This window comes from Chryseobacterium sp. FR054 (assembly GCF_056844565.1).
Genome location: NZ_JBXDSA010000001.1, coordinates 176,203 through 199,651, shown reverse-complemented (window position 1 = coordinate 199,651; position 23,449 = coordinate 176,203). Strand labels below are relative to the sequence as shown.

Here is a 23,449-nt window from a genome sequence, read left to right as displayed (position 1 = left end):
TGATAAATGAAATACAGGATCTGAATTGGTGATTATTCAGATAAAGGAAAGTATGGCGCAGCACTTCTCATCTATTCTGAATCTGTAAGATTTAATTATTCCGCAACAGAAAATAAGCCAGTTCTTCATCTTCACGGATCAGGTTTTCTATTCTTCTGAATCCGCATTTAAGAAGTACTTTCTGTGATCCGGTATTTTCCAGATCCGTGACTGCAACAATCTCTTTTTCTTTGTTCAAAGTATGACAGTAGCTGACAAGAGCTTTACAGACTTCGGTTCCGATACCTTTTCCCCAAAAATTTTCTCCCAGGGTATACCCTATTTCTATCTGATCCGGATTATGGAAAAAAGTTCTGGCCAGGCACATTCCGATAAAATCACTGCTTTGTGCATGAAATATACCCCATCTGCTGAAAGGGCTCTCCCGGTAATCTGATAATGCTTTATCAAACATCTCTTTATACTCTTCTGAGGTTTTGTAGGGAAGATAACGGGTCACATTTTCATTTTCAAAAAGTGCGCTGAACAAAGCAAATTCCCCAGGATCAAATTCACGGATGATGAGGGTTTCATTTTTATAATGCATAAGAATTTTGGGCATATAATGGTTGAACATATAAAGGTACATCAATAAATCGAGAACTAATAAACTTTATACTGGATTTTATTTTATCCTATAAAAGAGTTTTCAATCCCACAAAACCGTAACTTTAAACGTCTAAAATAAAAAGTATCCAACCTCTATGTTTTCAGCACAGACTTATCAGAACAGAAGAACAGTATTACAGAATAATATATCCGGCGGAGTTTTATTATTTCCGGGCAATATAGAAAACCCTGTGAATTTTGAACATAATCCCTATTATTTCCGTCAGGACAGTACTTTCTTATATTATTTCGGGATCCGGGAACCTAAAATTGCAGCCATAATTGATATTGATGAAAATAAGACAATCGTTTTCGGAGATGAATTAAGTATTGATGATATTGTATGGATGGGAAGACAGGAAACCCTGGAAGAGAAAAGTCTGAAATCCGGTGTACAGGATACATTACCTTACGCAGAACTTTCTCAGTATCTTCTGAAAGCACAGGCTTCCGGCAGAAAAGTACATTATCTTCCTCCTTACCAGCCTTCCAACAAGATTTTGCTGGCTGATCTTCTCGGGACTAAAATAGCAGAATTACAGCCTTCGGAAGAGATGATCAGAGCGATTGTCAAACAGCGCTCCATCAAAGAACCTCAGGAAATAGTACAGATAGAACAGGCTGTGAATGTCTCCAATGAAATGCACCTGTTGGCGATGCGTATGGCAAAACCAGGCGTTAAAGAATATGAAATTGCCAATGCTATTCAGTATCTGGCGGCGAATAAGGAATGCCAGATGTCCTATCCTCCCATTGTCACTATAAACGGAGGGATACTTCACAATCATTACCGTCTCAATACGCTGAAAGAAGGAGATCTTTTCCTTAATGATTCCGGAGCGGAAACAGCAATGGGATATGCGGGAGATCTTACCAGAACATTCCCTGTCAGTAAGACATTTTCGACGAAACAAAAGGAAATGTACGAAGTGGTTCTGAATGCATTCAATAATGCCCAAAGCATGCTGAAACCGGGAATCAGATTCAAAGATATACACCTGAAAGCTTCCCAATACCTGGTAGAAGGACTTATTGATCTCGGGCTGATGAAAGGCAGTCCGGAAGAAGCCGTGAAAAACCACGCACATACCCTGTTTTTCCAATGCGGATTGGGACATATGATGGGACTTGACGTGCATGATATGGAAGATCTCGGGGAACAGTATATCGGCTATACTGACGAAGAGCCAAAGGATACCAAAACATTCGGGCTAAAATCTTTACGTCTGGGAAAGGCTTTAGAATCAGGATTTGTATTGACGGTAGAACCCGGCATTTATATGATCCCGGAACTGATTGATATATGGCAGTCTGAAAACAAAAATGCAGACTTTATAAGATACGACAAAGTGAATGAATACAGGAATTTCGGAGGGATCCGTATTGAAGATGATTTTCTGATCACTGAGGACGGATACAGGCTTTTAGGGAACGGATTGATTAAAACAGCTGAAGAAATTGAAAATTACAGGGCTGAACATCAGGATTGATTCGGTAAAAAGATAAAAAAAATCCCCGGATCGCTCCGGGAATAAAAATGTCAAAACCTATATTTTTATAGTGGTGTGAAATGATGTTGAAATAAAAATAACAATGGGTATGCCAAATTAGTCACTGTTTAATGAAAAGTGAATTTTTGTGGTATCTTTTTCCTTATTCCCGTTTTTCAGCTTTTCACAGGATTGCACCATTGAAGCAAAAACTACTAAAATCATTAATTTTGAAACTATCACTCTCCTACTATTCCAGTGAAGATGTTCTTTTCCTGGCCCGGGATCTTTTGGGAAAAGTTCTTTATACAGCGGTCAACGGCGAAATAACGGCCGGAATTATCGTAGAAACGGAAGCCTATGCCGGAGTAAAGGATAAGGCATCCCATGCTTATGGTGGCAGGCGTACTCACCGTACAGAAGCCCTGTACGGTCCCGGAGGAATTTCCTATGTTTATTTATGCTACGGAATTCACCATCTTTTCAATGTGGTAACCTCGGTAGAAAACGATCCCCATGCGGTTCTGATCAGGGCCGTTGAACCTTTTACCGGTAAAGAGATTATGGAATCCAGAAGAAATATGCCCGCTTCCAGAGCTGCTATTTCCTCAGGTCCGGGTTCTGCTGCTAAAGCTCTGGGAATTGATCGGTCTTTTAATAAAAGAGACCTCACGGGAGACGAAATATGGATTGAAGACCACGGAATTCAGTATAGTCCCGTTGAAATTGCAGCCGGACCCCGTATTGGTGTTGCCTACGCTCAGGAGGATGCCCTTTTGCCCTGGCGCTTTTTTGTGAAAAACAACAAATACGTAAGTAAACCGAATAAAATTCAGTAGGAAACACCTGTAAATATTCTCTTAAAAAGAAAGTCGGATTAAACCCTGATTTCAATTTTTTTAAGCATCATTTTCAATAAAGGCATAAAATATGTACTATTCATAACAAATAACTTTAAAATTTACAGTCATGAGAAATTTATTATGGTTAGTAGCTGTTATCTGTATTGTTGTTTGGCTTCTGGGAATGCTGAATATTGTTCCGGGAATAAGTACGGGTTATCTCGTACATGTCTTACTGGTTATTGCAATTATTGTGATCCTGTATAATATTATCTCCGGCAGAAAGCCTTTATGACCCGGCTGGGCAGGTAAAAATATGATGAAAGAAATATTTCAGAATTAAAATAAAAAGAGCAGTATCTCCACTGCTCTTTTTTATTGGTTTTTGCTAAAATACCCGGAGATAAATTCTTCCAGTTCTTTTCCGTGAAGATTTTTTGCGATAATTGTTCCCTGTCCGTCTATAATAACATTAAAAGGAAGTTCATCAACCTCATACGATTTCGCGACCGGACTTTTCCAGAATTTAAGATCGCTTACCTGTACCCAATTGATATTGAAACGGGTAATTGCTTTTTCCCAGCTCTCTTTATTCCGGTCCAGAGAAACACCCAGAATCTCGAATTTCTTATCTTTCACCTGTTCGGAAAACGTTTCGTACAGGGTTTTGAGTTCCGGCTGCTCATCCATACAGGGAGCGCACCAGGTGGCCCAGAAATCAATCAGGACAAGTCTGTTTTTCAATGATGAAAGTGAAAAAGAACTCCCGTCAGGTTTGGCGAGTGTAATTTCCGGAGCTTTCTTTCCGGTTTCAATATTTTTCTGTGCAGTAATATATCCGGTAAAAACACTTAAAAATAATAAGCTAAAAAGAACTTTCATATTAATCATTTGTAGGATAATCTTTGTCCAGCCAGTCCGTTTTGATATTTTTCGGAAGATTGAGAAGTTTTGCGTTTTTAAAGCCCATTTCCTGTAAAAGCTGAAATGCCGGGCGGATATTAGGACATTTTACAAAAGGGCAGCATCCGCAGTAGATCACTACTTGCTTACCTTTTGGAACCTTTTTAAGGTAATTTTTTAATTTTTCCAGATTTTCCGGTTCATGGGTAGGGCCTATATCTATGGAGCCTTTAATGATGGCCTCCGGTCCTACTGAAATGATCACCAGATCTTTTGTTTTGTGCTGAGTGATTCTGGAAGCCAGTAATGCGGGATCCATCAGCTGGCTTTCATTCCACGGATCCTGCTTCTGCTGTGCAGAAACCTGACTGAAAACCGAACAGATAAAGCACATCATGATCAATACATATCTCATATTTTCTATTTTTAACAAAGATACTATGTTTTATTGATTGGATGTCCCGTATAAGTCTTTAGAATTATATAAACGGGAAATTTATATATAATGAGATTTTCAGAAATTAAAAATCATCTAATTCAACCTCCGATGTATTTGAAAATGAAATTGTTTAAACTTTTCTGTGATGTTCTCTTTTCAGAATGATGATCAGCCTTCAATAAAGCTCCTCAAACTTTTATGTCTTTTGTGATTATGATAAAAAAGTTTAAGCTGCTTTAATAAAAGGAATGCCTGACGGAATAATTTCCGGTTTATATATATTCAAGTGTAAATATTTTATACATTTATGTACAGTATTAATCAACAGGAAATCCTTTTAACGAATGGAAACAATATTCCAGCCTGATGCTATCATCATCGGATCCGGACTGGCAGGGCTTACTGCTGCGATGGAGATTACCAACGCCGGAAAGAAAGTACTTTTAATTGATCAGGAAACCGAACAGAACATTGGCGGACAGGCATTCTGGTCTTTTGGCGGATTATTTCTGATCAATTCGCCCCAACAGCGCAGAATGGGAATCCGCGATTCTTATGAACTGGCTCTTCAGGACTGGATGGGAACAGCCGGATTTGACCGCCAGGAAGATTACTGGCCCCGCAAATGGGCGGAAGCTTATCTTAAATTTGCAGCTCATGAAAAGTATCAATACATTTCTAAACTCGGCATCAGGCTGATGTTTATGGTAGGTTGGGCTGAACGTGGAGACGGCTCTGCAAACGGCCACGGAAACTCAGTTCCCCGTTTTCATGTAAGTTGGGGAACGGGTACCGGAGTGGTAAAACCTTTTGTGGAAAAAGCTTATGAAGCTCAAACAAAAGGACTGCTCCGTATGAAATTCAGGCACAGAGTTACTGAATTACTTCTTGAAAATGGAAAAATCAGAGGTTTAAAAGGTGATATCCTGGAAAGCGACGATAAAGTAAGAGGTGCGGAAACCAACAGAAACGTAATTTCACAGTTTGAATATACTGCATCCCATATCATTATTGCATCAGGAGGTATTGGTGCCAATCACGAATTGGTGAGACAAAACTGGCCGGAACGGCTGGGAAAAGCCCCGGAAAATATGGTATGCGGAGTTCCTGCCTATGTAGACGGAAAAATGATCGGTATTGCAGAAAATGCCGGAGCGCACATCATCAACCGAGACAGAATGTGGCATTATACGGAAGGACTTCAGAACTGGGATCCCATATGGCCTGAACATGGTATCCGGATACTTCCCGGACCTTCTTCCCTATGGTTTGATGCAAAAGGAAACCGTCTTCCTGCTCCATTGTTTCCCGGATTTGATACTTTGGGTACCTTAAAATATATTCAGGATACAGGATTTTCCTACTCCTGGTTTATCCTCACCCAGAAGATCATAAAAAAAGAATTTGCCCTTTCCGGCTCTGAGCAGAACCCGGATATCACCAACAAAGATTATGCTTTGTTTCTGAAAAGAATATTCGGTAAAAAAGCACCGGGGCCTGTTGAAGCTTTTAAAGAACACGGAAAAGATTTTATAGTGTCTGATCAGCTTGAAGACCTTATCAAAAGAATGAACGGACTTTCCGGGGACCATCTTCTGGATTATGAAAAAATAAAATTACAGATAGAAGCCCGAGACCGGGAACTGGACAATCAGTTTTCAAAAGATACTCAGGTAAATTATATACGCAGCACCCGGAAATATCTGGGAGATAAACTGGGACGTGTAGCTGCCCCTCATAAGATCCTTGATCCGGAAAACGGACCTCTGATTGCCGTTCGGCTGAATATACTTACCCGGAAAACACTGGGAGGAATCAAGACCAATCTGAACGGACAGGTTCTGAAGGAAGATGAAAGCATCATTGAAGGATTGTACGCTGCGGGTGAAGCAGCAGGATTTGGCGGTGGCGGTATGCATGGCTACCGTGCCCTGGAAGGAACCTTTCTCGGAGGCTGTATTTTCTCCGGAATGAAAGCTGGAAAATATATAGCAGAACTTAAAGCAGATAATTCCACTACATAAAATAGCAGAATGAACACGTATTTTAATGATAAAGTAATCTGGATTACAGGAGCCTCTTCAGGAATCGGGGAAGCGTTAGTGAAAGAACTCGCAGTGAAAAGCACAGCAACCATCATCCTTTCATCCAGACATGAGGATCAGCTATACGCTGTTGCTGAAAAAGCAGGACTTTCTACTGACCGTTTTACCGTAGTTCCCCTGGATCTTGCCGGTTATCAGAATATGAATGATAAAGCTTCGGAAGCGTTAGAGAAATTTGGAAGAATTGATATACTCATCAACAATGCGGGTTTATCACAACGTTCTCTGGCGATGGATACCGATATTCAGGTAGATAAACGGCTGATGGATATTAATTTTCTCGGGACCGTTGCACTTACCAAAGCAGTGACTCCTTATATGATCACAAATGGTGGCGGACATATTGTTGTAGTATCCAGTCTGATGGGAATTTTCGGCGCTCCGATGAGAAGTGGTTATGCTGCCGCCAAACATGCCCTCCATGGCTTTTTCGATTCATTCAGAGCAGAGCTGTATGAAAAAAAGATCCTGGTTACCATGATCTGTCCGGGATTTGTTCAGACCGCTATATCTGTGAACGCGGTAACAGGTGACGGCTCTCTCCAGGGAACAATGGATGATGCCACAATGAAAGGAATGCCCGCGGAAGTATTCGCAAAAAAGATGCTTACCGCCATCCGGCAAAAGAAAAACCAGAAATCCATAGGAGGACGTGAAGTGGCCGGTGCTTATCTGAAAAGGTTTTTCCCTGCCCTTCTTGCAAAAATAATAAGAAAGGCAAAGGTGGTATAACCGCAGATTATTTCAGTTTATTTTCCTTTGAAATGCTGACCGGCAGACTTTCTGATCAGGAAAACAGCTGTGGCAGTAAATTTTCTTACATCCTTTCTATGGGTCATACAGAGCCTTTTAATCCGGGACCTGTGCTTTTTCATAAATCAATCCCTCCGCTTTCAGCTCATTCCAGAATTCTGATGGGATGATATTATTAAGCCCTTTTATATTATCCCTCACCTGCTCGGGCCGGCCTGCTCCGGGAATAATAGAAGCAAACTCATCTGAAGCAAGTACAAAATGCAATGCGGCATACACAATATCCGTATGGTACCTTTTTGCAATTTCTGCTATTCTGGCACGTTTTTCAGCCATACCTTTCGGAATTACATCCTTGTAATTATAACGTTCTCTCCCTGCCATATACCCGGAATTGTATCCGGCTCCGGAAACCAGCTTAACTCCTGCTTTTTTAACTGCAGGCAGTAACCGGTCCACAGCATCTTCATGCTCCAGTAATGAATATTGGGTAGCAGACAGGCAGATATCAGGATCTGAGATTTCAATGCAGTCCAGTATCGGTTCAATTTTGTTTACTCCCATTCCCCAGGCTTTGATCACACCCTGGTCCCTTAGCTCGGAAAGCGCTCTGAAAGCTCCTTTTTCAGCCTGTTTCAAAAAATAAGGATACCGGTCTCCTACCTGGTCTTCCGAAAGATCGTGAACATATACAATATCAATATGATGTAAACCCGTCCTCTGCAGACTGTCTGCAATAGATCTTTTAACGGCATCGGCCGTATAGTCATGTCTGAAATCATAATTCAGCGGTTTTTTCCACATGGTGGGCGGAACCTCAGATTCCGGAACTTCAGTAAACAGCCTTCCGACTTTGGTAGAAAACACAAAATCCTCCCTGTTTTTATCTTTTAAAAACTGTCCGAACCTCCTTTCACTTTTCGTAAGACCATACCACGGTGATGTGTCATAATACCGGATTCCCAGATCCCAGGCAGTTCTCAGGATTTCATAAGATTCTTCGTCCGTTATATTTTCAAAGGCGGTTCCTATTGCAACTCCACCAATTCCCAAACGGTGTTTCTCTGTTAAAATGTCAGATTTCATATGTATATTTTTAAGTGATGGCAGTTAAAACTGAAGCAAACATCGTGCAGACATTTTTTTGAAGATGTAAGGTTTAACAATTATTTGTCCGGATAAAGGTTAAAAAAATGAAAATTAAAAATCCTGAAAATCAAATAACTGTTGCTGATCATACTTCCCACCTGAAATCATAAGTTTTTATTCCGGACTGTACGTTATTTTATGTTAAATATTTGTTTTACAGCATGGTTGGTCCTGTTCTTGAATGAAAAGAGATACACCACATCAATACTTTTAATATGAAAAAGCACATTCTAATCGTAGGAGGAGGATTTGCCGGTATCAATCTTATCAAATCACTCAGGAACGACAGCCGGTTCAGAATTACTCTGGTTGATCAAAACAATTATCATTTTTTTCCCCCTCTGATCTATCAGGTAGCAACAGCATTTATTGAAGCCTCAAATATAAGCTATCCTTTCCGCAAACTTTTTTCCGGCAATAAGAATGTCAGTTTCCATATGGGCCGTCTTCAGAAGATTATTCCCGAAAGAAAAACTGTTGAAACAGATACTGGTGAACTGCATTATGATTATCTGGTACTGGCTTTGGGAACAGAATCCAATTTCTTTGGAATGGAAAATGTCCGGAAATGCGCCCTGCCGATGAAAAATATAGAAGAGGCCCTTTATCTGAGGAACCACATCCTGTTTACGCTGGAGGAAGCAGCCCGTAATAAAGACATTACCCAGGCCGAAAAGCTTCAGAATATCGTTATTGCCGGCGGCGGCCCCACCGGAGTGGAACTGGCAGGAATGCTTGCTGAAATGGGGCGGTATATTGCGCAGAAAGAATACCCGGAGATCAAGCTGATACTCTCAAGCATCTATCTGATTGATGCATTGCCCACCCTCCTTTCTCCTATGAGCGAAATGGCTCAGAAAACAGCTTATGAAAAGCTGGACAAACTGGGAGTTAAGATCCTTTTGAATGTTTCTGTAAAAGATTACCGGGACTGCCGGGTAATTTTAAGCGACGGCAATACCATTGAAACAGAAACCCTGATCTGGACTTCAGGTGTTATAGGCAGAGAAGTTCCCGGTATTCCGGAAGAAAGTATCGGTAAAGGAAGACGTATTCTGGTGGATGCTTATAATAAGGTCCGGGAAACTGAAAATATTTATGCCGTAGGTGATATCTGCCTGATGCAGACAGAAGAAGAATACCCAAAAGGACATCCGCAGCTTGCCCAGGTGGCTATACAGCAGGGAAAAAATCTTGCTGCCAATTTCAGGCGTATTGAAGATGAAAAGGTTCTTATCCCGTTTCATTATAATGATAAAGGAAGTATGGCTATTATTTCTAAGTTTAATGCAGTAGTAGACCTTCCGAAACTTTCCTTTAAAGGATTTACGGCATGGCTTACCTGGTTGTTTATTCATATTATTCCACTTGTAGGTTTCAGAAGCAAGCTGCAGCTTGCCCTGGACTGGTTCAGGCTTTTTATTACCAATAATCCTTCCATAAGACTTATTCTTCTTCCCAAACGGAATACAGAAAACGGGTAATGACAGAATGGGAAATTTATTAATACACATCATTTAAAATATAGAATCATGAAAAATAGCAGAAAACCTTATTTCTTTGGAAAAACAGTAGTCATCACGGGAGCCTCCAGTGGTATCGGAAAAGCTACTGCTGAGGCCTTTGCTGCCGAAGGGGCAGATCTTGTCCTGACAGCACGCAACAGTGATGCATTGAATGAAACAGCTGAGATATGCAGACAGGCAGGAGCTGAAGTATTGACTGTTCCGGCTGATATTTCAGTGCCTGAAGAGGTATCCGGGATTGCAGAAAAAGCTTTTGATTTTAAGGGGCGTATCGACTGCTGGGTAAACAATGCCGGAGTTCTGGCTTTCGGAAAGTTCGAGGAAATACCTGTGGAAGTAGCGGATCAGATTATCAGGACCAATCTTTTAGGGTATATGTATTCGGCACATGCAGTATTACCTGTTTTCAAGAAGCAGAAAAAAGGAATACTTATTAATAATATTTCCATTGGCGGATGGATGCCGGCGCCTTACGGAACAGCTTATACCGCTTCCAAGTACGGAATACGCGGAATGACAGAAACTTTGCAGGGAGAAGTGTCGGATTTTCCGGATATCCATATCTGTGCATTGTATCCGGGATTTCAGAAGTCTTCAGGAATAGAGCATGCAGCCAATTATTCAGGAATAAAACTAAGTACCCCCCCGCCCGCTTTTGATCCGAAGAAACTTGCCGCTGAAATAGTAAAAACAGCTAAAAATCCTGAAAATGCCGTATATCCCGACTGGTTCGGATCTGTTTTCAAAAATATATACGAAATGTTTCCGGGAACCGTCCGCTACCTTTCCTCTGCGGCGATGAGGCTGGTGATGAAAAAAGCCGGTAAAGATGAAAATACATCAGGAAATGTACTGGACGCTTCACATGGAAATATGGGTATTCATGGGAAAACCCTGCTTCCGGAGCCTTCCAAAACTATGAAAACTGTATGGACAGGTATCGCGGGTTTATTGGCGGCAGGTGTACTGATTTATTCACTCAGAAACACAGATAAAGCGCAATCATAAAACTGTTTTCCCCCCTCAAAGAGGGCCGGGACAATTATCCTGTCCCGGCTATATAAAGGCATTTGTGTTTATAGGGATAAGCTGTTGAATCTATTGTTCAACAATCGTTAAAACATTATATCCGCCTGTATTAAGCAGAGCCCGCTTATCCGGATCCCAAGCCACGTTAATCCAGACAAAAGGCCTGAGTTTATCTCCTGCATTCAGATAAACACTTACCGTACAGGCAGAGCCGGCAATTACGGCATTCGGTGGATTTCCGGTATCCTGAGGGTAACCGTTATTGGTTTTAACTCTTTGTGTTACCACATTGGAAGAATCCCTTACCTCCCAGATCGCTTCCGTCTGGTTTTGTCCGAAACTGGTATTGATCTGGCTTGGGGCAAGCGCAAACGTAAATGTGGCAAAATAAACACCTGCCCTGGGAGCTATAAACTCTCCTGTTACGGGATTAAAATTGGTTCTGGGCTGTCCGGAATCCGAATCCAGCTTCTCTGTCCATGAAGTAAGATAGGTAGAGGATCTACCGGGAATTCCGTCTGTATAATCTCCGACAGGCCATAATCCCGCTTCAAAAACAGTACAGTTGTTGTCTGTTTTTTCTGCCATTACCACAATTCTGGGTTTTCCATAAGGAAGAATGGGGATCCAGGAATTTCCGTCAGAATATTCTATATATCCCCGAACACCGATAGCCGGACTTGGATTATACCGGATCGCTCCTGCTCCTGCCCCGGTAGCCGTCTGGTCGGTCATTCCTACTGCCATAGCTCCGTTGGTTCCGTTTCTCAGATCGACAGCTGTTTTAGGAAGGGCTACTCCGGCTCCTATTTTCCCTGTTTTATCAATGATGAATTTTTCAGCAGTATTTATTTCCACTGCATTATCCTGACTGGGATTAGAAATACCAATGCCAATCTGGGACTGAAGGACAGCCGGAAAAATTCCCAGGCTTAAGAATAGTATATTTTTGTTCAGTTTCATGTGTTCAGTTTTTTATAATTCATAAATACTAATGCTGTTATTGGTTCCTCCGTTACCTGTATCAATATTTCTTGTACCTCCGAAATTATGATAGACTTTAAACTGAATGGTATTTCCGGCTGATAAATTGAAAATGGCAATACAGTTACCGCCTACAATATTGCTCACGGTATTGATATCCCATGCCGGATAAGAATTTACACTCCTGTAAACCTGAATATTGCCGGTGGAAGTACTGCTCTCAATAATTGTTTCTATTCGGGAGTTCTGGGCAATATTGGCATCCGCCAGGCTGATATTAAACGAAACGATGTAAAAACCTGCCCTGGGGGCTGTAAAAGTCCCGGAACCCGCGTTAAAATTAGACTGTGAATCTGTTATTACAGACCATCCGTCTACGGTTGTAACGGTGTTATTTCCGAAAGTTCGTGCAGTACCTTTATTGGCCAGGACCAATGCTTTTGGAGGAAGTACCATCGGAAGATTGTGCCAGGCTACACCATCAGAATACTGAATGATATTTCCGGTACTGTACCGTATAGCACCGGCCTTAGCATCAGTGGCAGTCTGAGAGCTGGTTCCCAGTCCAATGATGCCTTTCTGGTCAGCAGAACGCAGGTCTACTCTGGTTTTAGGATCTGTAACTCCTACCCCTACCCGGCCTTCGGAAGTCACGACTATATCATTCAGTATCTGTGGTGCTGTGGGTGATATTCCTGTGTTGTCTTTCCCTGCATCTATATGAAAAGACTGTAAGGGATCTTTGGTAAAGATACCGGTTTGTGCATGCCCGGAAAAGAATAAGGTAAGGAAGAGCATACTGTATATCAGGTTAATTTTCATTTTTATTATTTCTTTAATGTTCTATAATGGTGAGATTGTTAAAACCCGCATCGGGATGCATAAGGTCTGAATTTACCCTTAAGGCCCTTGAAGAGGTTGTGATATTCTGCCGCAGTTGAGGACGTACGGTCTGGCCGGCTGTCAGGTTTACAGTAATGGCGGCAGAACCTCCGATCTGGGCATCTTCATTGGCTCTGGCAAATGTTTTGAAAGACCGTGCCAGGATGGATGTGCTGCTGGGGCTGAAAAACTGGCTGGTTACTTCAGAAGAATTGGCTACCGGTCCTGAAACGAAATTATAAGTCATCAGAAAAGTATATACGCCGGCCCTGGGTGCGGTAAAAATCCCAGTGCCCGGTTCGAAGCTGTTCGTCAGATCCCTTACTTCAGTCCATCCGGTAACATTTACATCCGTATTATAGGCAACAGAAAATGTATTGGTCATCCTTGCTACAACTACTGCTTTAGCAGGAAGAATAATTGCGGTTTCCCAGGTATTGCCATCAGAAACCTGGATCTTTGAGGATGTGGGTTCATATCTTACGGCACCTGCTCCTGCGGCATTGGCTGTCATTGTTGTGGAACCAAGCCCTAAAGCATTCTGCGTACCTGCTGATCTCATATCCAGTTTCACTAAAGGAAGATCTGTCCCTGCTCCTATAAAACCTGATTGGGTAACAATAAGATCATTACTGATCTGCTGTTGGGTGACAGGAGTTACATTATCTTTTGCTCCGTCTATATGCAGAGCTCCGAGGGGTTCTTTTGTATGGATTCCTATCTGCGCGGCGGCAGACATCGAAATCAGAAGTGCTGTTGGCAGTAGATTTTTTTTCATTGTATATTGTTTAAATTAATATTGAAGTATCAATCAGGAAATATCTTAAATTGCTTAAAATGAATCAATTAAATTTGATTGATATTGATAAAAGAACTCTATTTACAGATACTTCTTTTTCCATTGGGCAATTGTATTTCTGCTTAATTTGAAATGACGGGAAAGCTGGGTATTGTTGTATCCGTTCTTTTTCTGAAAATCCAGGATCTGAAGGATAGATTCCCGGTCAAAAAAACGGTGTTTCTGGTTAAAAGTAAATGTGCTTTGATCTTCTCTTCCTGAAATAATACTGCTGCAGGTAATCACATCCAGCATTGAAAGATTCTTTTTGGAAAGTATATCTTTAATTTCCTCTTTTTTATCAGGATATTTTTCATTGATCATATCGGTGTAGATCCTTCTGTAATCAGGAATATTTTTCATCATTTCAGTGTTTAAGAGTTTATTTTTGTGTCATCGTATTTATTAATCCATTTATAAAGTGTGCTCTTGGGAATTTTGTATTCGGCAACCACGCCGGATTGGGTCATTTCCCCTTTCCGGATCTTATCCAGAACAAATTCTATAATTTCCTTTGTGTAAAGGTTTTTTCTGAAGGCTGGAAGTGAAGACGGTAGTTTTATCTTCCGGATATAATCTGTGGAAGACTGTGGTGCATATAAGATCAGATGCTGTGAGTAGAGTCTGAAGAAATCATATTCAAGAAGTTTGCACCATCGGAGCAGTACATCCGTATTCAATGACGCAGAACGGTACATCCCGTTAATTTCTTCTTCTGAGGCATCGAGAAACCGGGAGATACGCTGTATATCAATGCCATTTTTTTCTACGCATTCTTTAATCAGCAGTCCGATATTTAAATTTTTCAGATCCATATGTGTTTTTTAATTGATTTTTTTCTGTTTTGTTGAACCTACGAGCTTTCATTAAAACCAGAATGAAACACGGGAAAAGCAATAGGATAAAGCTTCGGATTGAGGGAACTGGAAGTTTTTGCCCTTAACATTGCTTTTCATAATCCGTATTTTAAAAGGCCTGAAATTTTATGTTTTTTGTTAAGCTCAGTCCTGAATGCAACATTAGCAGTTTATGAAGAGACCGTAAAATGAACCGTGTTGTAATTTCAGAATATGTTACATCTTTTAGGTTCAATATTTTAATCTGAATTCTGAAACGGTTATCTTCATAAAAAATGACTCCCCCAAATGATTTAATTTTTTTTACTGTAATAGCAATTACTGTAAGAATTTTTGCAAAAAGTGTTATTTCTGCGAAAGCTGACTATATATTATATTTCTGAGGTAATTTTTAATTTAAATCATTTTAAACTAATATGTTAAATTTATTATACGATACAATAAATTCGGAAAAACTAACACTATTTTTATGTAATAATAGTTAATTTTACACTTAATTTGTGGACTGAAAAACACAACCACATGAAAAAATTAACTCTCTTTTTTGTCTCTTTTATTTTCGGATTTTATTACGCACAGGTTGATATGGAATCTGTCAGCCGGATTGAATCAAAAATTAAAAAAGCCGAAGCACTGGCCAAAGACAAACCCTCTCAATCCATAGAACTTTTTCATGAGATCTACACCATTTCAAAAAAACAGGGGTACAGAAAAGGAATGCTGGAAAGCAGCACTATGCTTATGGCTAGGTATTTTGATCTGGGAAATCACAAAAAAGTAATTAATTTAAGCAGTGAGGCTGAAAAACTGGCTCTGGAATTAAAAGATGAAGCCATTCTGGCCAATGTTTACAGACTCAGGGCTTCATCCTATACGGAACTCGGCTTCAATGATGAAAGTATTAAAGAACTCAGAAAAGCTCTGAAAATAACTGATAAAGTAACATCCAATGATAAAAGAAAATATTTGGAGGCTTTAACGTATATTGGTTTTGCCACCTATTCAGCCCATGTGAACGCACCTTTGGACAGTGTTATTTATTACCAGAAAAAAAGCATGGAAAGCGCCGTCAGAATTGGAAATGATCCGGATTTTATATCAAAAAAATATCACCTGCTGGCTTTGGCTAATATCAATTTAGGAATGACAAGCGTTGCTGCCGGCCGGATAAATGATGCGGAAGACCACTTTGGAAAAGCTCTGGAGATATGCAGAAATGATCATTACGGTGTTTCGAAAAACCTGGAGATAACCGTCCTGAATGAATATGCCTGGCTTTACTACGATCAGAAGAAATATAATAAAGCAGTATATTATGCTTCCCGCGCCGAAGAATTTGAAAAAATAATCAGTATCCCGTATATACGCAGAGACCTGTACGAAGTATCCTTTAAATCATATGTGGAACTGGGAGAAAAAACGGCTTCAAAAAAGTATATGAACCTTTATGCAAAGCTTAATGACAGTCTGGTAAATGCAGAAAAGAAGGCTATCAGTATTCCTGTAAAGCAGATAATAGATAAACAGGGGCAGGCTCATACAGGCGATATGCGGAAGGTGCTGGTGGCTGCTCTGGCTGTTTTTGTCTGTATTGCTGTGGCAGGCTGGGGAGTATGGAAGATAACCCGGAAAAAGCTTCAGGACCGGTATGATCTTGCCATCAGAAACCTGAAAAACAATCCTGTTTCCATAACAAATAATCAGGAAACGGCAGAGACTTCGGAAAAAAGCATCTACATTACAGATGATACCGTGAATATGATCCTGATGAAACTGGATAAATTTGAAAAATCCCAGAAATTCATTAAAAAAGATCTCAGCCTTACTTCTCTTGCCAATGAACTGAACACCAATACCAGATATCTTTCTGAAATCATAAAACAGCATAAAGAAAAAAATTACAACCACTATATCAACAGCCTGCGCATCGATTATATTACCAAAAAGCTCTATGAAAATCCTATTTACCGGGAGTATAAGATCAGTTATCTGGCGGAAGCCTGTGGCTTTTCTTCCCGGGAGGTTTTTGCAGTTATATTTAAAAAAGAAACCGGAGTAAGTCCCTCCTATTTTATCAGTAATCTGAAGAAAGACCATTCCGAATCCAGCTGAATCATATGATTAAGCATTTCGTAAAAAAAATATTTTCACCCTGATTGACAGTATATTACATGTATTTCCTTGAACTCCGGTTAACCTGTTTATAAAGATATGCTTACCTTTACCTAACCTTTTGAGGTCAAAATTATTCCCGGTGAAGATTCACAATAAAAAAAGATACCTAAGTTTTCTAAAATTTAAAAGAGACTTCCAGAACTATGGACTGGAAAAAGCCCGAAGCTATGAGCTTGTTCTCCACTGGCTGAACAACAGACTCAGCCGGAACCAGTTTCTGGTGCTTTCCGGGATTCTTGTAGGCTGTACCGCAGGTCTTGCAGGAGTAATCCTGAAAACTCTGGTTCATAATATCCATTACTTCATTACCCATAAGGTTCATTTCGAATACCAGATCCTGTTTTATATTGTCTTTCCTTTTCTGGGAATTGTGCTTACATCATTGATTGTGCTTACTTTATTTAAAGGTCAGGACCGGAAAGGAATCGGAGCTATTCTGTATGAGATCGCCCAGAATTCAAGTATTGTAGCTTCAGTAAAAATGTATTCCCAGGTTATTCAGAGTGCTGTAACAGTAGGACTGGGAGGGTCTGCCGGTCTGGAAAGCCCGATTGCGGTAACAGGAGCTGCCATTGGTTCCAATTATGCACAAACATACAGACTGAGCTATAAAGAACGTACCCTGCTGCTGGCTGCGGGGGCTACTGCCGGAATTGCTTCTGCATTCAATGCACCCATTGCCGGAATTATGTTTGCCTTTGAAATTCTTCTTACCGGAGTAGTTTTCACAGATTTTATTCCTTTGGTGGTTGCAGCGGTCTGCGGAAGTCTTTTATCCAGGATATTGCTCCAGGAAGATGTGCTTTTCAGGTTTTATACCCGGGAAGCCTTTAACTATAAAAATGTTCCTTATTATCTTATTTTAGGAGTGGTAACGGGACTTTATGCACGTTATTTTGTTGTTATTTCACAAAAAGCAGAACATTTTATCACCGGGCTTAAGCTTTCCAAAATGCGAAAGGCTATGTTTGGAGGTGCGGTACTCTCCTTTCTTTGTGTTCTTTTTCCGCCCTTATTCGGGGAAGGATATGAAACGGTAAAAGCTTTTACCGGAGGTGAAATTCAGGAAGTCATCAGAAACAGTTTTTTCAGATATTTTGAAATCGGAGACTGGACAGTGATTATTTTCCTTGTTCTGGTATGCCTTTTAAAGGCTTTTGCTACTTCTTTCACCATATTCAGCGGAGGAAACGGAGGAAATTTCGCTCCCTCTCTTTTTGCCGGGGGGACCGTCGGTTATCTATTTGCGTTGATCTGCCAGCGCATCGGTTTCACGGAAGTTCCTGTGACGAATCTTGTTCTGGTGGGAATGGCCGGAGCTATGAGCGGTGTACTTTATGCACCTCTTACCGCTATTTTCCTGATTGCAGAATCCAGTTTCGGGTATGACCTGTTCATTCCGCTGATGATTGTTTCGGTAATGTCTTACCTCATAGCAAAATGGTTCTCTCCTATTTCCCCGGAGCTGAAGTCATTAGCCGATGAGGGAAAAATTTTCACCAACAAACATGATAAGAACATACTTTTTGCTCTCCGCACAGAAGACTTTATCGATAAATATCCTGAAACCATCCGGGAAACGGCTTCTGTTTCCGAACTTTTTGAACTGGTAAAAAGCGGAAACAAAAACATCTTTGCAGCAGTAGACCAGGAAGGAAAACTGAAAGGAATTCTTACCCTGGATGATATCCGGCCTTATCTTTTCAATTTTGAAACAGACAGTTCCCTTACGGTTGCCCAGATCATGAAAACCCCTCCTGCAGTATTACAGCGTGAGGATAAACCGCTGGAAATTCTTCAAATATTTGATGATACCGGGATGTGGAACCTTCCGGTAGTAAATGCTGATAACGGTTTTATCGGGTTTATTTCAAAATCATCCATTCTGATGAGTTACAGGCAGCTACTGAAAGAATATTCTGATTAAACCAGATGTGGTAAGATTTAAAGTTTGCAGAGCTTTGAACCATTATACTGCTAAAACAGAGGTCTTCAGGAAATAAGAAAAAATACTTATTTCAGTCTCACTGATTAAGCTGATCCGCCAGATTTAAAGTCCCTACAAAAAAGTAAAAACTTGCGTTGACCGATAAATACACGCTCTATTTTGTCGGAAGGCTCCCCGTAAGCTCCACCATAAGTCTAATAAGATATTTAGCCTTTTTATATTTTATTTTCTTTCATATTGAAATACTATTGCTAATTTAGTACGCTGAAATTTGAATTTAACAATTAAGGTATGAAAAAGTTAATCTTACTGGGATCATTATCCGTTTTTATGATCAACTGTAATAAGAAAGCAGAAGCCCCGGCTCCCAAACCTGAAAAAGATACTGTGGCCACAGCCGAACCTGTAATGGATACCCTGGGTCCAAAATCGTTCTGTTATATGGGAATTACCGGAAAAGACACCGTTTTTGCGTCCATTGATGATAATCTGGGCACCATTACCGGAAAAATGGCTTATAAAAACAGTGAAAAAGACAGTTCAAAGGGAGAGGTAACCGGTTTCAAATCAGGAGATACATTAAAGCTTACGTATGAGTTTCTGTCTGAAGGAACGAAAAGCAAAAGAGATATTTACTTCCTGCAGCAGGATGGAACTTTAGTTGAAGGAATCGGAGGTCATAAAGAAGAGGATGGACAGATGAAATATGCAGATGAGAAAAAAATCAGCTATAAAGATGGACAAAAATTAAGCACGGCAGATTGCCAAGCCATTACCAAAGCTTTAAAATAAAAAAATAAACTTTGCCAGCCAGGCTGTTTTCAATTACCGGAAACAGCTTTTATTTTTGCAGTAATTCAGAATACCCTTTTTCCCAATGGTTTTCGGCTATATTTTTCAGAAATCCGGTATATAATTTCACATGTGCCGGCTGGCTGAAAACATAGAACTGATCATGCGTGGTATGGAAGTTCATATAAAAAAGCCAGAATCCGAAAGCCAGATAAGGAATCATCATCAGCTCCTGTTCACTTACAGAACGGTATTCGCGATACCCTTTTAAAAAAATATCAAATGCTTCACCTGCCGCTTCAGTTTTCATTCTTCCCATGTATACATCCAGAATGAGATGCTGCCAGAAGGTCATAAGATCATTGGCCAGCCAGCCATACCCCATAAAATCAAAATCAAAAAAGGTAATTGAGTCATTTTCAAAGTGAAAGTTTTTAGGAAGAAAATCAAAATGGCAGTATCCATTTGAAAAACCGGAAGTGTCAGTCTGGGCCAGTTTACTCTGTATCCGGGCGGCTTTGGTCTGTAACCAGAGGTAATCTTCAGGATTTTCGCTAAAAACAGGCTTTAAATTTTCCAGAGGTTTCAGAATGGTTGTTTCAAAATCAAAACTCCAGCGGGAATTCCCTGTCGGAAGACCGGAAGATATATTATGAAAACGGGCCATTTCATTTCCCAATGCATGGAGTTGTTTTTCGTTCAGTATTCTTTCCACCTTTCCCGGAGCATAAGAAAATAATACGGCGTACCGGTATCCCTCAGCTGCATTTATCCGCTGGATCACTTCCGCCGAAAGATCTCTTACAGGATATGAAACCGAAACCCCGCCTTCCTTCAGTGCCAGCAATAATGTAACTTCCTCTTCTATCTGCGGAAGGCTCCGGTGGGAAGAACGGTAAACACGCAATATAAAACGGCTTTCAGCAGTTTCGATCAGATAAGTATCTCCAACTCCCCGAACCAGCAACCTGGACTGAACATTCTTCAGTCCGTATTTTCCGGAGATCAAAGACGATAAGGCAGTTGGGCAGAGTGTTGAGTAAACTGCGGGAAAAGTAGGCTCCATAAGCAAATTTCAAGACAATTCTTTTGTGATGATATCAATAAAACGGTTTACGGCATCGTCACCTGTATTCCAGGAGGTTATCAGTCGTATTGCGGATGTTTTTCCGTCTGTTTTTTTCCAGACATAAAATTCAAAGCTCTCAGATAAGATTCCGATCAGCTCATTGCTTAGAATTGGGAATATCTGATTGGTATATGTATCTGAAAGGAATTGTACGCCTCTTTCTTTCAGGGCATTTTTCATTCTCATTGCCTGCTTATTGGCATGTCTGGCCAGATCGAAATACAGGTCATCCTTCATGAGTTCCAGAAACTGAATTCCGAGAAGTCTTCCTTTGGCTAGTAATGCTCCTTTCTGCTTGATGTTGAATGCAAAATCCGTTTTCAGATCAGCATTCGTAATGACAACGGCTTCTCCTATCAGTGCCCCGTTCTTTGTTCCGCCCAGATAAAAAACATCGGTAAGTTCAGCAACCTTTTCCAGCGTCAGATCACTGATTTCCGAAGTAATGCCATGTCCCATCCTGGCACCATCCATAAAAAGATATAAACCGTGCTGTCTGCAGAAAGAAGAAAGTTCTTCAAGCTCTTCTGCCAGATAAACCGTTCCAAGTTCCGTAGAGTTGGAAATATAAACCAGCTTCGGCATTACCTGATGTGGGATATTTTTATGGTTTTCCAGAACGGGAAGAATATCTTCAGGCCGGAGTTTTCCGTCTTTCGTTTCAATACTTAAAACTTTATGTCCTGTGGCTTCAACAGCACCGGTTTCATTATTCAGAATATGTCCGGAAGCAGCAGATACAACACACTGATAAGGTCTTAAAGCTGAGGAGATAACAATAAGATTAGCCTGTGTTCCGCCTGAAATAAAGTAAATGTCAGCATCCTGATTTTTAATTTTTTCTTTAATTAACTCTTTTGCTTTTCCGGAATATTCATCTTCACCATAGCCAGCCTGCTGATCCGAATTATGCTGTAAAAGCGCCTGTAAAATATTGGGATGACATCCTTCTGAATAGTCGTTTCTGAATGAAAATTTCATTGAGTAAAATTAAAAAAAGTTAAAATAACAAGAGTGAATTTTTAATTTTATTTTGTTAGATTTGTAATGAAAACCATCTAACATTTTGAAAACAACATTAACAGAAGAAAATTATCTGAAGGCCTTGTTTCATTTAGTTGACAATGAAGGGAAAGTGACGATCAATGAACTCAGCAAATTTTTAAACGTAAAGATGCCGAGTGTGAATAACATGATGAAGAAATTTGCAGAAAAAAAGTGGGTCATCTATGAAACCTATAAACCTTTGCTCATTACTGAGAACGGAAAACGCGAAGCGGCTTTGGTGGTAAGAAAACACAGGCTTACCGAAATGTTCCTCGTTAAAAAAATGAACTTCGGCTGGGAAAATGTTCATGAGATCGCCGAGCAGCTGGAACACGTGCATTCTCAGATTTTTTTTGATAAAATGGATGAAATTCTGGACTATCCTAAATTTGATCCGCATGGAGAACCCATTCCCGATAAGGATGGAAATATCATTGCCCAGGACCTTCAGAAATTAAGCAACTGTGAAGTCGGGGAATCCGTTGTTTTTGCTTCGGTTACTCTTTCTGATGATGCTTTTTTAACTTACCTGAATGACAGAAAACTTCTCCTCAATACCAAAGTAAAGGTGATTAAAATTGAAAACTTTGATAAATCTATGACCATAGAGATCGGCGGCAGAAAAGAAATTCTCAGCAAAAAAGCCACAGAAAAAATATTAATTAAAAAATAGTATTTCCAGCCACGGATTCCTGTTTTTTTATTGATGAATTCGTGGCTCATCATTCATTGTATTCAACCGGCTTAATCACTAAAATTGACAATTAAATCTCTTCGGAGATAAAATCTTACTGTATTTTACATATTCCAACAAAATTTCTGCGCTATCTTCCCAATCAGTAAGAGAAGAACATCAACAAACACCCGTAAAATTTGCGGGAAATTATTTTTAAACCACAAACCGTGGGTTCGGCATTGTCAAAAAAGGGACAATTTTTTTACACTTTATTGGTTTCAGGTTTAAATACTTTGCGCATAAAAAAGCAATCAAAGACTCTTAATGGGTTTATTGATTAACTATTTTTAATCCATCAGCAACTGTTAAAAAACGGTTAAACTTGCATCAAACAAAAGCCGGGAATTTTAATTATCCCTAGCTTTGCAAAACTTTCTGATCAGAAAGACCTTCTGATCAATACTGAACTTTTTAATGTCCCCCCTGAAAATTATGAAAAAAAGCATCCGGTTTTTTATCCTCTCTATGTTATTAAGCCCTTTTGCAGGCGCGCAGGTAAGAGATTTTATTATCGAACCTCCCATAAAGCCCAACCTTTATATTTATAAAACTTTTGGTGTATTCGGAGGAAAAGAATATTCAACCAATGCAATGTATCTTATTACCAGAAAAGGAGTGGTATTATTTGATGTCCCGTGGCAGAAAACGCAGTACCAGAGTTTAATGGATACGATTAAAGAACGCCATCATATGCCTGTTATTGCTGTATTTGCCACCCATTCGCATTCAGACAGGGCCGGAGACCTGAGTTTCTACAATAATAAGGGAATCAAAACCTATGCTACCGCAAAAACCAATGAACTGCTGAAGAAAGAGGGAAAAGCAACCTCCAGTGAGATTATTAAAACAGGAAAAACGTACCGTATAGGCGGAGAGGAATTTATTGTGGACTTTCTTGGTGAAGGACATACGGCTGATAATGTAGTGGTATGGTTTCCCAAATACCATATTCTGGACGGGGGATGTCTCGTTAAAAGTAAGGCGGCCACAGATCTGGGATATACCGGAGAAGCGAATGTAGAACAATGGCCGTATACCATGAAAAAGCTGCAGGCCAGATATCCGCAGGCTACTTTGATCGTTCCCGGCCACGATGAATGGAAAGGTGGCGGACATGTGGAGCATACACTGGAACTGCTGAATAAAAAATAAATTAAAAAAAGACCTGAAATCCCTG

At 40.2% G+C, this 23,449-nt stretch carries 23 protein-coding genes; 12 read left to right on the top strand and 11 right to left on the bottom strand.

Translation table 11 applies throughout. From position 1 onward, the window contains the following. Positions 1-91: 91 nt before the first annotated feature. Positions 92-601 carry a GNAT family N-acetyltransferase gene (locus AC106S_RS00940; protein ID WP_482437258.1) on the bottom strand — a complete coding sequence of 170 codons (510 nt, stop codon included), beginning with the start codon at positions 599-601 and terminating at the stop codon, positions 92-94. 142 nt (positions 602-743) lie between these two features. Between AC106S_RS00940 and AC106S_RS00935 the strand changes: the two genes are divergently transcribed. The 3 genes from AC106S_RS00935 (at position 744) to AC106S_RS00925 (ending at position 3,275) form a co-directional block, all read left to right on the top strand. After that, positions 744-2,138: an aminopeptidase P family protein gene (locus AC106S_RS00935; RefSeq protein WP_482437257.1), complete on the top strand. Its 1,395-nt coding sequence runs from the start codon at positions 744-746 to the stop codon at positions 2,136-2,138. A 230-nt stretch (positions 2,139-2,368) separates the two neighbouring features. Beyond that, positions 2,369-2,977 (top strand): DNA-3-methyladenine glycosylase, encoded by a 609-nt coding sequence (locus AC106S_RS00930; protein ID WP_482437256.1) that lies wholly within the window; start codon positions 2,369-2,371, stop codon positions 2,975-2,977. A gap of 130 nt (positions 2,978-3,107) precedes the next feature. Continuing rightward, positions 3,108-3,275: a lmo0937 family membrane protein gene (locus tag AC106S_RS00925; RefSeq protein WP_482437255.1), complete on the top strand. Its 168-nt coding sequence runs from the start codon at positions 3,108-3,110 to the stop codon at positions 3,273-3,275. 80 nt (positions 3,276-3,355) lie between these two features. Here the strand turns inward: AC106S_RS00925 and AC106S_RS00920 are convergent, their stop codons facing one another. Both AC106S_RS00920 and AC106S_RS00915 read right to left on the bottom strand, forming a co-directional pair. After that, positions 3,356-3,862, bottom strand: coding sequence for a TlpA family protein disulfide reductase (locus AC106S_RS00920; protein ID WP_482437254.1), 507 nt, complete (start codon positions 3,860-3,862; stop codon positions 3,356-3,358). A gap of 1 nt (position 3,863) precedes the next feature. Further along, complete coding sequence (locus AC106S_RS00915) at positions 3,864-4,298, bottom strand: rhodanese-like domain-containing protein (protein WP_482437253.1); 435 nt, start codon at positions 4,296-4,298, stop codon at positions 3,864-3,866. A 368-nt stretch (positions 4,299-4,666) separates the two neighbouring features. Here AC106S_RS00915 and AC106S_RS00910 point away from each other — a divergent pair, with 368 nt between their 5' ends. Both AC106S_RS00910 and AC106S_RS00905 read left to right on the top strand, forming a co-directional pair. Beyond that, a complete protein-coding gene (locus AC106S_RS00910; RefSeq protein WP_482437252.1) occupies positions 4,667-6,346 on the top strand; it encodes an FAD-binding dehydrogenase in 1,680 nt (559 codons plus the stop codon). 9 nt (positions 6,347-6,355) lie between these two features. Then, positions 6,356-7,159: an SDR family oxidoreductase gene (locus AC106S_RS00905; RefSeq protein WP_482437251.1), complete on the top strand. Its 804-nt coding sequence runs from the start codon at positions 6,356-6,358 to the stop codon at positions 7,157-7,159. Between the two features lie 117 nt (positions 7,160-7,276). On the opposite strand, the gene AC106S_RS00900 is transcribed toward AC106S_RS00905, so the two are convergent. Then, a complete protein-coding gene (locus tag AC106S_RS00900) occupies positions 7,277-8,266 on the bottom strand; it encodes an aldo/keto reductase (RefSeq protein ID WP_482437250.1) in 990 nt (329 codons plus the stop codon). Between the two features lie 278 nt (positions 8,267-8,544). Between AC106S_RS00900 and AC106S_RS00895 the strand changes: the two genes are divergently transcribed. Then, positions 8,545-9,813 carry an NAD(P)/FAD-dependent oxidoreductase gene (locus AC106S_RS00895; RefSeq protein ID WP_482437249.1) on the top strand — a complete coding sequence of 423 codons (1,269 nt, stop codon included), beginning with the start codon at positions 8,545-8,547 and terminating at the stop codon, positions 9,811-9,813. 48 nt (positions 9,814-9,861) lie between these two features. Further along, entirely contained in the window at positions 9,862-10,863 is a 1,002-nt protein-coding gene (locus AC106S_RS00890; protein WP_482437248.1) for an SDR family oxidoreductase, read from the top strand. Between the two features lie 90 nt (positions 10,864-10,953). On the opposite strand, the gene AC106S_RS00885 is transcribed toward AC106S_RS00890, so the two are convergent. From AC106S_RS00885 to AC106S_RS00865, 5 genes are all read right to left on the bottom strand, one after another. Continuing rightward, positions 10,954-11,847, bottom strand: coding sequence for a hypothetical protein (locus AC106S_RS00885; protein WP_482437247.1), 894 nt, complete (start codon positions 11,845-11,847; stop codon positions 10,954-10,956). Between the two features lie 12 nt (positions 11,848-11,859). Next, positions 11,860-12,690 (bottom strand): hypothetical protein, encoded by an 831-nt coding sequence (locus AC106S_RS00880; RefSeq protein ID WP_482437246.1) that lies wholly within the window; start codon positions 12,688-12,690, stop codon positions 11,860-11,862. A 13-nt stretch (positions 12,691-12,703) separates the two neighbouring features. Then, positions 12,704-13,528 carry a hypothetical protein gene (locus AC106S_RS00875; protein ID WP_482437245.1) on the bottom strand — a complete coding sequence of 275 codons (825 nt, stop codon included), beginning with the start codon at positions 13,526-13,528 and terminating at the stop codon, positions 12,704-12,706. Between the two features lie 102 nt (positions 13,529-13,630). Beyond that, on the bottom strand, positions 13,631-13,954 hold the full coding sequence (locus tag AC106S_RS00870; RefSeq protein ID WP_482437244.1) for a helix-turn-helix domain-containing protein: 324 nt from the start codon (positions 13,952-13,954) through the stop codon (positions 13,631-13,633). A gap of 8 nt (positions 13,955-13,962) precedes the next feature. Beyond that, entirely contained in the window at positions 13,963-14,403 is a 441-nt protein-coding gene (locus tag AC106S_RS00865) for a transposase (protein ID WP_482437243.1), read from the bottom strand. A gap of 564 nt (positions 14,404-14,967) precedes the next feature. Here AC106S_RS00865 and AC106S_RS00860 point away from each other — a divergent pair. From AC106S_RS00860 to AC106S_RS00850, 3 genes are all read left to right on the top strand, one after another. Further along, positions 14,968-16,557 (top strand): tetratricopeptide repeat protein, encoded by a 1,590-nt coding sequence (locus AC106S_RS00860; protein WP_482437242.1) that lies wholly within the window; start codon positions 14,968-14,970, stop codon positions 16,555-16,557. Between the two features lie 142 nt (positions 16,558-16,699). After that, positions 16,700-18,547 (top strand): chloride channel protein, encoded by a 1,848-nt coding sequence (locus tag AC106S_RS00855; protein WP_482437241.1) that lies wholly within the window; start codon positions 16,700-16,702, stop codon positions 18,545-18,547. Positions 18,548-18,859: 312 nt separating this feature from the next. Beyond that, positions 18,860-19,360, top strand: a complete 501-nt coding sequence (locus AC106S_RS00850) for a hypothetical protein (protein ID WP_482437240.1) — start codon at positions 18,860-18,862, stop codon at positions 19,358-19,360. A 49-nt stretch (positions 19,361-19,409) separates the two neighbouring features. Here AC106S_RS00850 and AC106S_RS00845 read toward each other — a convergent pair whose 3' ends face one another. Together AC106S_RS00845 and AC106S_RS00840 are read right to left on the bottom strand one after the other, a co-directional pair. Next, a complete protein-coding gene (locus AC106S_RS00845; RefSeq protein WP_482437239.1) occupies positions 19,410-20,426 on the bottom strand; it encodes a phosphotransferase enzyme family protein in 1,017 nt (338 codons plus the stop codon). Positions 20,427-20,435: 9 nt separating this feature from the next. Then, positions 20,436-21,470, bottom strand: a complete 1,035-nt coding sequence (locus AC106S_RS00840) for a threonine aldolase family protein (RefSeq protein WP_482437238.1) — start codon at positions 21,468-21,470, stop codon at positions 20,436-20,438. Between the two features lie 85 nt (positions 21,471-21,555). Between AC106S_RS00840 and AC106S_RS00835 the strand changes: the two genes are divergently transcribed. Continuing rightward, positions 21,556-22,209, top strand: a complete 654-nt coding sequence (locus tag AC106S_RS00835) for a metal-dependent transcriptional regulator (RefSeq protein WP_482437237.1) — start codon at positions 21,556-21,558, stop codon at positions 22,207-22,209. Between the two features lie 495 nt (positions 22,210-22,704). Continuing rightward, complete coding sequence (gene blaIND, locus AC106S_RS00830; protein ID WP_482437236.1) at positions 22,705-23,424, top strand: IND family subclass B1 metallo-beta-lactamase; 720 nt, start codon at positions 22,705-22,707, stop codon at positions 23,422-23,424. Positions 23,425-23,449: the final 25 nt, after the last annotated feature.